Annotated in this window: 8 protein-coding genes and 1 pseudogene; 6 read left to right on the plus strand and 3 right to left on the minus strand. The window is 63.8% G+C overall.

Features of this window, described 5'->3' with window-relative positions:
- Positions 1-1,029 (plus strand): L-threonine 3-dehydrogenase, encoded by a 1,029-nt coding sequence (gene tdh, locus AAHK20_RS06250; protein ID WP_449180569.1) that lies wholly within the window; start codon positions 1-3, stop codon positions 1,027-1,029.
- 200 nt (positions 1,030-1,229) lie between these two features.
- Positions 1,230-1,709, plus strand: coding sequence for a VOC family protein (locus AAHK20_RS06255; RefSeq protein ID WP_449180570.1), 480 nt, complete (start codon positions 1,230-1,232; stop codon positions 1,707-1,709).
- A gap of 146 nt (positions 1,710-1,855) precedes the next feature.
- On the opposite strand, the gene AAHK20_RS06260 is transcribed toward AAHK20_RS06255, so the two are convergent.
- Complete coding sequence (locus AAHK20_RS06260; RefSeq protein WP_449180571.1) at positions 1,856-2,518, minus strand: YceI family protein; 663 nt, start codon at positions 2,516-2,518, stop codon at positions 1,856-1,858.
- A 185-nt stretch (positions 2,519-2,703) separates the two neighbouring features.
- Here AAHK20_RS06260 and AAHK20_RS06265 point away from each other — a divergent pair, with 185 nt between their 5' ends.
- From AAHK20_RS06265 to AAHK20_RS06280, 4 genes are all read left to right on the plus strand, one after another.
- Positions 2,704-3,345, plus strand: coding sequence for a TetR/AcrR family transcriptional regulator (locus tag AAHK20_RS06265; protein WP_449180572.1), 642 nt, complete (start codon positions 2,704-2,706; stop codon positions 3,343-3,345).
- 20 nt (positions 3,346-3,365) lie between these two features.
- Positions 3,366-3,845 (plus strand): nuclear transport factor 2 family protein, encoded by a 480-nt coding sequence (locus AAHK20_RS06270; RefSeq protein WP_449180573.1) that lies wholly within the window; start codon positions 3,366-3,368, stop codon positions 3,843-3,845.
- Between the two features lie 220 nt (positions 3,846-4,065).
- Positions 4,066-4,530: a hypothetical protein gene (locus tag AAHK20_RS06275; RefSeq protein WP_449180574.1), complete on the plus strand. Its 465-nt coding sequence runs from the start codon at positions 4,066-4,068 to the stop codon at positions 4,528-4,530.
- Positions 4,531-4,796: 266 nt separating this feature from the next.
- Positions 4,797-5,525: a FadR/GntR family transcriptional regulator gene (locus AAHK20_RS06280; protein WP_449180575.1), complete on the plus strand. Its 729-nt coding sequence runs from the start codon at positions 4,797-4,799 to the stop codon at positions 5,523-5,525.
- 39 nt (positions 5,526-5,564) lie between these two features.
- Here the strand turns inward: AAHK20_RS06280 and AAHK20_RS06285 are convergent, their stop codons facing one another.
- Positions 5,565-7,166, minus strand: a complete 1,602-nt coding sequence (locus tag AAHK20_RS06285) for a methyl-accepting chemotaxis protein (protein WP_449180576.1) — start codon at positions 7,164-7,166, stop codon at positions 5,565-5,567.
- Positions 7,167-7,306: 140 nt separating this feature from the next.
- A pseudogene (locus tag AAHK20_RS06290) lies at positions 7,307-7,620 on the minus strand (dihydroxy-acid dehydratase); the annotation flags it as partial.

Raw genomic sequence — 7,620 nt, forward strand, 5'->3', positions numbered from 1 at the left:
ATGAAAGCACTAGCGAAACTCGAACGCGCTCCGGGCCTCACGCTCACCCGCGTGAAGAAACCCGAAGTCGGCCACAACGACGTGATGATTCGCATCAAGCGCACGGCGATCTGCGGCACCGACATCCACATCTGGAAGTGGGACGACTGGGCGCAAAAGACGATTCCTGTGCCGATGCACGTCGGCCATGAATATGTCGGCGAGATCGTCGAAATGGGCCAGGAAGTGCGCGGCTTCGAGCTGGGCGACCGCGTCTCGGGCGAAGGCCACATCACCTGCGGCTTTTGCCGGAACTGTCGCGCGGGGCGCCGGCATCTGTGCCGCAATACGGTCGGCGTCGGCGTGAATCGCGAAGGCGCGTTCGCCGAGTATCTCGTGATTCCCGCGTTCAACGCGTTCAAGATTCCGCCCGAGATCTCCGACGATCTCGCCTCGATCTTCGATCCGTTCGGCAATGCGACGCATACGGCGCTGTCGTTCAATCTCGTCGGCGAGGACGTGTTGATCACGGGCGCCGGGCCGATCGGCATCATGGCGGTGGCGATCGCGAAGCACGTGGGCGCGCGCAACGTCGTCATCACCGATGTCAACGACTACCGGCTCGAACTCGCGCGCAAGATGGGCGCGACGCGCGCGGTCAACATTTCGCGCGAGTCGCTGCGCGACGTGATGTCGGACCTCCATATGACGGAGGGCTTCGACGTCGGCCTCGAAATGTCCGGCGTGCCGAGCGCGTTCACGGGCATGCTCGAAGCGATGAATCACGGCGGCAAGGTCGCGCTGCTCGGCATCCCGCCCGCGCAGACTGCGATCGATTGGAATCAGGTGATCTTCAAGGGCCTCGAAATCAAAGGCATCTACGGACGCGAAATGTTCGAGACCTGGTACAAGATGGTCGCGATGCTGCAAAGCGGGCTCGACCTATCGCCGATCCTGACGCATCGTTTCGCGGTCGACGATTACGAACAGGCGTTTGCGACGATGCTCTCGGGCGAAAGCGGAAAGGTTATTCTGGATTGGACCGTTTAAGCACTTCTTCACCGACGAACAGAAACTTCGAAGCCCCGTCGCCGGACATCGGCGGCGGGGCTTGTGTTTTTGGTCGGCGGAAAGCTTCGCAAAAATTTTCTCCGAGGATGTCGATCTTGCCTTCGCTCGTTCGTCGTACCGATGTGACCGTGCTGATTCAGCCCAGGTCGCCGATTCTCGAACCCCAAGGAGCCATTGCCATGTCCGCTTCATCCGCCGTCAAGCCGATTCCCGAAGGCATGCATTCCCTGACCCCGCACCTCATCTGCGCCGGCGCCGCCGAGGCCATCGCGTTCTACGTCAAAGCCTTCAACGCCATCGAAGGCGTGCGCCTGCCCGCGCCGAACGGCAAGATCATGCACGCATCGCTGAAGATCGGCGATTCGACGCTTTTTCTCGTCGACGAAATGCCCGAGCACGGCGCGCTTGCGCCGAAGAGCCTGAAGGGCTCGCCCGTCACCATTCATCTGTATGTCGAGAACGTGGATGCGACGGTCGAGCGCGCCGTGGCCGCCGGCGCCAAGGTCACGATGCCAGTCGCCGACATGTTCTGGGGCGATCGCTATGGTCAGATCGAAGATCCGTTCGGGCACCGCTGGTCGGTCGCGACGCACGTGCGTGACGTCAGCCCCGAGGACATGCAAAAGGCAATGGTCAACGCCTCTTGCGGGCAGGGTTGATGTGATGTGATGTCGATGCGGTGAGGGAGACGAGCGCGGACGGCGTCACCGTGAAGTCCGCGCTTCGCTTTGCCTCACCGTGAGCTGTCGCCGCACCGGCTCCCGTTAAAGCTCACCTTTCCTGCTGCGCAACGCCGCTCGATCTTTCAACTTCCCGCCTTCGGCTTCCCGAACTCGGCCTGGATGCGGACGTGAACGTCGTCGCCCACGGCCGGATACCACGTCCCCAGACCGAATTGCGAGCGGCTGAAATGCCCCTCGGCCGAGAAGCCGAGCTTGTCCTCCTTGGTCAGCGGATCGGGTGCGAAGCCGTTGAACGTTACGTCGAGCGTCACGGGACGTGTCGTGCCGCGAATCGTCAGGTCTCCTGTGAGTGTCCCGGTGGTGTCTCCGGTGCGCTGAAAGTGCGTGCTGACGAAGCGGATCTGCGGATAGCGCTCGACATCGAACATGTCGGGGCCCTTCACGAGCTTGTCGAGAAGCGGCACGTTGGTATCGACGCTCGCCGCGTCGATCGACGCCGTCACCGTGCTCGCATCGAGACCGCCTGCGTTCCAATCGAGCGCGGCGTTGACGCGATCGAAGCGCATCACGAAGCGCGAATACTTCAGGTGATCGACGTCGAAGACGACGCTCCAATGATGCGCGTCGAGTTCGTAGTGCCCTTGCGGCACACGCGCTTCATTCGCGCTGACCGAATGCGTGACCACCTGCAGCGGCGTGCACCCCGAGAACAGCGCGACGGTGGCCGCGGTTCCCAGCAACATGGCCCAGCGCGTGGCGGTCTTGCGAATGGCGAGTGGCGTCATCGTTTTCCGATTCGAGGGTTCGGGGTGGATTCGAGTTGGGGACAAGTCGGGGCCGAAAGCGGCCATGCCGCGCCACGATAGCGCAGATGCGGGCAACGCGGTAGCCAGCGGAAAAACCTCACGATGAAAGCGGCTAATACCGCAGGTCATTGACATGGGAGAACGATCATTCTACCTTTGAGCCCATGACGACATCGACCGAAACCTCCTCAACGCCCAGCGCCCGGGAGCGCTTGCTCGACGCAGCCGAAGCGTTGATCTACGCGGGCGGCATCCACGCGACCGGCGTGGACGCGATCGTTCGCGAATCGGGCACGGCGCGCAAGAGCTTCTACACGCACTTCGAATCGAAGGATGCGCTGGTGGCCGCCGCCCTCGAAAGACGCGACGTGCGCTGGATGAACTGGTTCATCGAGGGCACGCGAAAAAGCGGAAGCACGCCGCGCGCCCAGCTGCTCGGCATGTTTGAGGTGCTGCGCGCATGGTTTGCCTCGGAGGATTTCCACGGTTGCGCGTTTCTCAATGCGTCCGGCGAGATTGCTGAGGCCGACGATCCGATTCGCGTCGTCGCGCGCGAGCACAAGGCGCGCCTCTTGAGTTTCATTCGCGAACTGTTCGACGACTACGCGGCCGCGAGCGGTCACGACAGCCGTCACGCGGCGAAGCTGTCACGCCAATGGCTGATCCTGATCGACGGCGCGATCGGCGTGGCGCTGGTGAGCGGCGAGCCCGACGCCGCCCGCGATGCGCGCGCCGCGGCCGAGCAGTTGATCGGCGATGAACCCGAATCCCCGCGCTCGCCATCGCGCCGCGCGCCGTCACGTTGACACACCGATAGGAGAAACCCATGTCCGCTGCTCCCGAATCTCGTCCGCCGCTTCCGCCGTTCACGCGCGAAACCGCGATCCAGAAAGTGCGCGCCGCCGAAGACGGCTGGAATACGCGCGACCCTGAGCGCGTGTCGCTCGCTTATACGCCGCAAAGCGTCTGGCGCAACCGCGCGGAGTTCGCCACCGGACGCGCCGAGATCGTCCAGTTCCTGAGCCGCAAGTGGGCGAAGGAATTGGACTACCGGCTGATCAAGGAGCTGTGGGCGTATACCGAGAACCGCATCGCCGTGCGATTCGCTTACGAATGGCATGACGATTCGGGCAATTGGTTTCGTTCGTATGGCAACGAGAATTGGGAATTCGACGAGCACGGGCTGATGGCGCGGCGTTTCGCGTGCATCAACGACCTGCCGATCCGCGAGGCCGATCGCCTCTACCACTGGCCGCTCGGACGCCGTCCCGACGACCATCCGAGCTTGTCCGATCTCGGGCTCTGACCCGCGCGTCCACCACCCCGCACGACAGACCGCGCGCGAACCCAGCGTGAGTCTGTCCATCCGAGCAAGCCCTCCATACGTCGCGTCATTTCGTTGAGGTAGAGTGCGCGACGGGCAGCACGAATCAAGATAAAACCTGCGTCGGCCGACGGCCGATATCGGAGCGGACATGCGGTTTGGGGTGGGGGCAAAAAGAGCGGCGTGCGCGTGCGCGCTGCTGATGGCATTGACCGGATTGACGGCGTCGAGCGCGGAGGCTGCGGACTGGTGCGGCGGCGGCCTTTGGGTCGATGCGATGATCGGCTCTCAGCACATCAATCCGAAGCAACACTTTGAAGATTTCAATCCCGGGCTTGGCGTCGAGTGCTGGCTCAACGGCCAGTGGGCGCTGACCGCAGGCGGCTATCGCAATTCGCTGTCGCGGCCGTCGTATTACGGCGGAGGCGTGTGGGCGCCCGAGTTCCTGCATTTCGGTTTCGTGCGGCTCGCCGCGATGGCCGGCATCATCTCGGGCTACAACTATGGCGACTGGGGCCTCGGCCGCAATCACACGATCGGCCCGGTGGCCGCGCCGATCTTGATGGTCGACTACAAGCGCGTGGGCGTGAACTTCATCCTCATTCCGCCGATTCCATCGGACAACTTGCCGTTTACGGTTGGGTTTCAGTTGAAGGTCAAGTTTTGAGGTGATGCCGGTTCGCAAATCGATAGGTTGCGGTTTTGGTTCGGCGTTGTGCTTGCCAGATGCGGTATCCGTCGAAAGGTGAGAACTTTCGGGAGCCGTGAAACCGGCCGGCTCCTGGTCGCTATGTCAGCGTGTCAATCGCCATAATAGAAATACTAATTAAGGAATAACACCTATAAGAACGTCAAAACAAGGTGTGATCGACTAATATAGTCAGTCTATATTCGACTCCCTCGAGCGAGCCAGCGCGCCGCCACTCGATCGCCATGGACTACCGGCACCTCCAAAATCGCAAGAGCATGCACGGACGCATCGTGCAGGAGCTCGGCATCCAGATCGTCAGCGGCAAGCTCGCCCCCGGCGAGCGCCTGCCGCCCGAGCCGAGCCTGTGCGAAATGTATGGCGTGAGCCGCCCCGTGCTGCGCGAAGCGACTCGCGTGCTGGTCGCCAAGGGCCTCGTGGTGTCGAAGCCGCGCGTGGGCAGCGTCGCGCGTCCGCGCGAAGACTGGCACATGCTCGATCCCGATGTCCTCTACTGGACGCTCAACAGCATTCCCGAAGGCGAGTTCTTCCGTTCGCTGTTGACCGTGCGGCGCATCATCGAGCCGGCCGCGGCCGCGCTTGCCGCCACCGAATCCACTCAGGAAGATCTCGCGCGCATCACCGTTGCCTACGAGCGCATGGAGCGCGCGGATACCGCTGCGGCATTGCTCGATCCCGATCTCGAGTTTCACCGCGCGATCATGGCCGCGACGCACAACGACATGCTGGCGTTCATCGGCAACATGATGTCGCTGGCGCTGTCGGAATCGATCAAGCTGACGAGCCGTCACCCGGACACGCATGCGTTGTCGCTGCCACGTCACAAGGCGATCCTGACGGCGATCCAGAATCGCGACCCGCTCGGCGCGAGGCAAGCGAGCCTCGTGCAGCTCGAGAACGCCTTGGTGGACGCCGACTCGATCCTCGAAGTGGGCAGCCGCAACGTGCGCTGAGCCTGAGCCACCCCGGGCCGGGAAGCCCCGACTATCTCGTCACGCAGGACGTGTAAGCAACAGCGGGAGCGTTTCGGGCAAGGCGTGACCCGAATCCAGCTTGAACACCGCGACCGCGTGGCTCAGCGTCACCGCCTGTTCTTCGAGCGACTTCGCCGCCGCCGTCGCCTCTTCGACGAGCGCCGCGTTTTGCTGCGTGGTCGTGTCCATCTGCATGACAGCGAGATTGACCTCTTCGATGCCCTGACTTTGCTCGCGCACTGCAGCGAAGATTTCCGTCATCAGCTCGCTGACGCTTCTCACGGAGACCACGATGTCGGTCATCGTGTGGCCGGCGCGATCGGCGAGCGCCGAGCCTTCGGCGATTTTGTCGACCGTGTCGTCGATCAGCTGCTTGATCTCCTTCGCGGCGTGCGCGCTGCGCTGAGCGAGGCTGCGCACTTCGCTCGCCACGACCGCGAACCCGCGCCCCAGCTCGCCGGCTCGCGCCGCTTCCACGGCGGCGTTCAGCGCCAAGATGTTGGTCTGAAACGCGATGCTGTCGATCAGGCTCACGATCTCGGCAATTTTGCTCGAATGAGTGGAAATGCCTTGCATGGTCCGCACGACATCGCTCACGACCTGCCCCCCGGCGGCGGCCGTGTCCGACGCGTGCAATGCCTGCTTGCTCGCCTTGTCGGCGTTATCCGCGTTGCGCTTCACGGTCGACGTCAATTGCTCCATGCTCGCCGCCGTGCGTTCGAGCGAGGCCGCCTGCTGCTCGGTGCGGCGCGAGAGGTCCGCGCTGCCCGATGCGATCTCCTGGGCGCCGCCGCTGATCGACTCCGTGCTGGTCCGCACGCTGCGCACGGTGTCGACGAGCGCGTCCTGCATCGTCTTCACGTCGGCGAGCAGCGCGCCGAGTTCGTTGCGATGCTCGATCCGGACCTCGCCGCACAAGTCGCCCGAAGCGATGCGCCGCAAATGGCTCATGACCTCCGCCACCGGGCGCACGACGACGCCGATCAGCATCGCCCGCGCAACAATGCCGATCGCGAGCGCCACGAGGGACGTGGCCGCGAGCGCGGCGATCATGGCTTTGAAGCGCGTCTGCGCATCGGCGTAGCGGGCGCGCTGGCCGTCCATGACGGCGTTCTCGCGCGCCGTCATCGAGGCTTGATAGGCTTGGGCGAGGACCTGGGTGTCCTTGCCTTGCAGCGCTTTGAAGTCGCTGAAGCTCATGTGCTCGAGCGCCGCCAAGCCGGGCAGCACCGCTTTGTCGAGGACGGCGCGGCGCTCGTCTTTCAGCTGATGGGTCGCGGTTTGCGAGTCGGGGTAGCGCGACTGCAGAGCGACGAAATGCTCGAAGGCGCGGTCGGATTCCGCGATGTTCTGGCGGGCCGCCGTCAGCAAATCCGGCTCCGGGTCGCCGAGGCCGTAGAGGGCTTGGTAGCTGTCGAGCGACACCCGGGCGCGCTGCAGCAGCGCGTCGCTCGTCTTGAGCGCCACCAGGGCGCTCGTATCGCTTTCGTACATCTCGCGCAGGGCGTCGTTGCTGAGCTGCAGCGCGCCGACGCCCGCCGCGCTCACGACGATCAGGATGACGAAAAAAACGGCGATGACGAGCGTCATGCTCGCGCGGATGGTGAGACCTTTGAGCATGCTGTTCCCCGTCGTATGGCGGCTCGCCGGTTCGCGCGGGCGTCCCTGCCCGGCGAGGTTCGGAGAGCCTTGTTTGTCTTTTCGCTCGTCTTGGTGCGAGCGTTCCGATTAGTGGTTCGCGTGGATGAGGCGACGCGGCGTCAATGCGAATGCGCCGGCACGTCTGACCCGCGGCAGCCGACCAGGAAATCGAAGTCGCAACCTTCGTCGGCTTGCAGCACGTGCTCGACGTAAAGCTGGCGGTAGCCGCTGGCGTCGGCCGGCTGACGAATCTGCGCATCCTTCCATGCTTTCAGCCGCTCGGCAATCTCCGCCTCGCCGATCTCGACATGTAGGAGACCCGCTTCGCAATCGAGCTCGATCCAGTCGCCATTGCGCACAATTGCAAGCGGGCCGCCTGCGCGTGCTTCGGGCGCCACGTGCAGCACCACCGTGCCGTATGCCGTGCCGCTCA

The organism is Trinickia camelliae, from assembly GCF_053525655.1.

Bases quoted from the DNA above. Each gene is read 5' to 3' on its own strand.
- tdh (WP_449180569.1), top strand. From the start codon at position 1: ATGAAAGCACTAGCGAAACTCGAACGCGCTCCGGGCCTCACGCTCACC.
- AAHK20_RS06255 (WP_449180570.1), top strand. From the start codon at position 1,230: ATGTCCGCTTCATCCGCCGTCAAGCCGATTCCCGAAGGCATGCATTCC.
- AAHK20_RS06260 (WP_449180571.1), bottom strand. From the start codon at position 2,518: ATGACGCCACTCGCCATTCGCAAGACCGCCACGCGCTGGGCCATGTTG.
- AAHK20_RS06265 (WP_449180572.1), top strand. From the start codon at position 2,704: ATGACGACATCGACCGAAACCTCCTCAACGCCCAGCGCCCGGGAGCGC.
- AAHK20_RS06270 (WP_449180573.1), top strand. From the start codon at position 3,366: ATGTCCGCTGCTCCCGAATCTCGTCCGCCGCTTCCGCCGTTCACGCGC.
- AAHK20_RS06275 (WP_449180574.1), top strand. From the start codon at position 4,066: ATGGCATTGACCGGATTGACGGCGTCGAGCGCGGAGGCTGCGGACTGG.
- AAHK20_RS06280 (WP_449180575.1), top strand. From the start codon at position 4,797: ATGGACTACCGGCACCTCCAAAATCGCAAGAGCATGCACGGACGCATC.
- AAHK20_RS06285 (WP_449180576.1), bottom strand. From the start codon at position 7,166: ATGCTCAAAGGTCTCACCATCCGCGCGAGCATGACGCTCGTCATCGCC.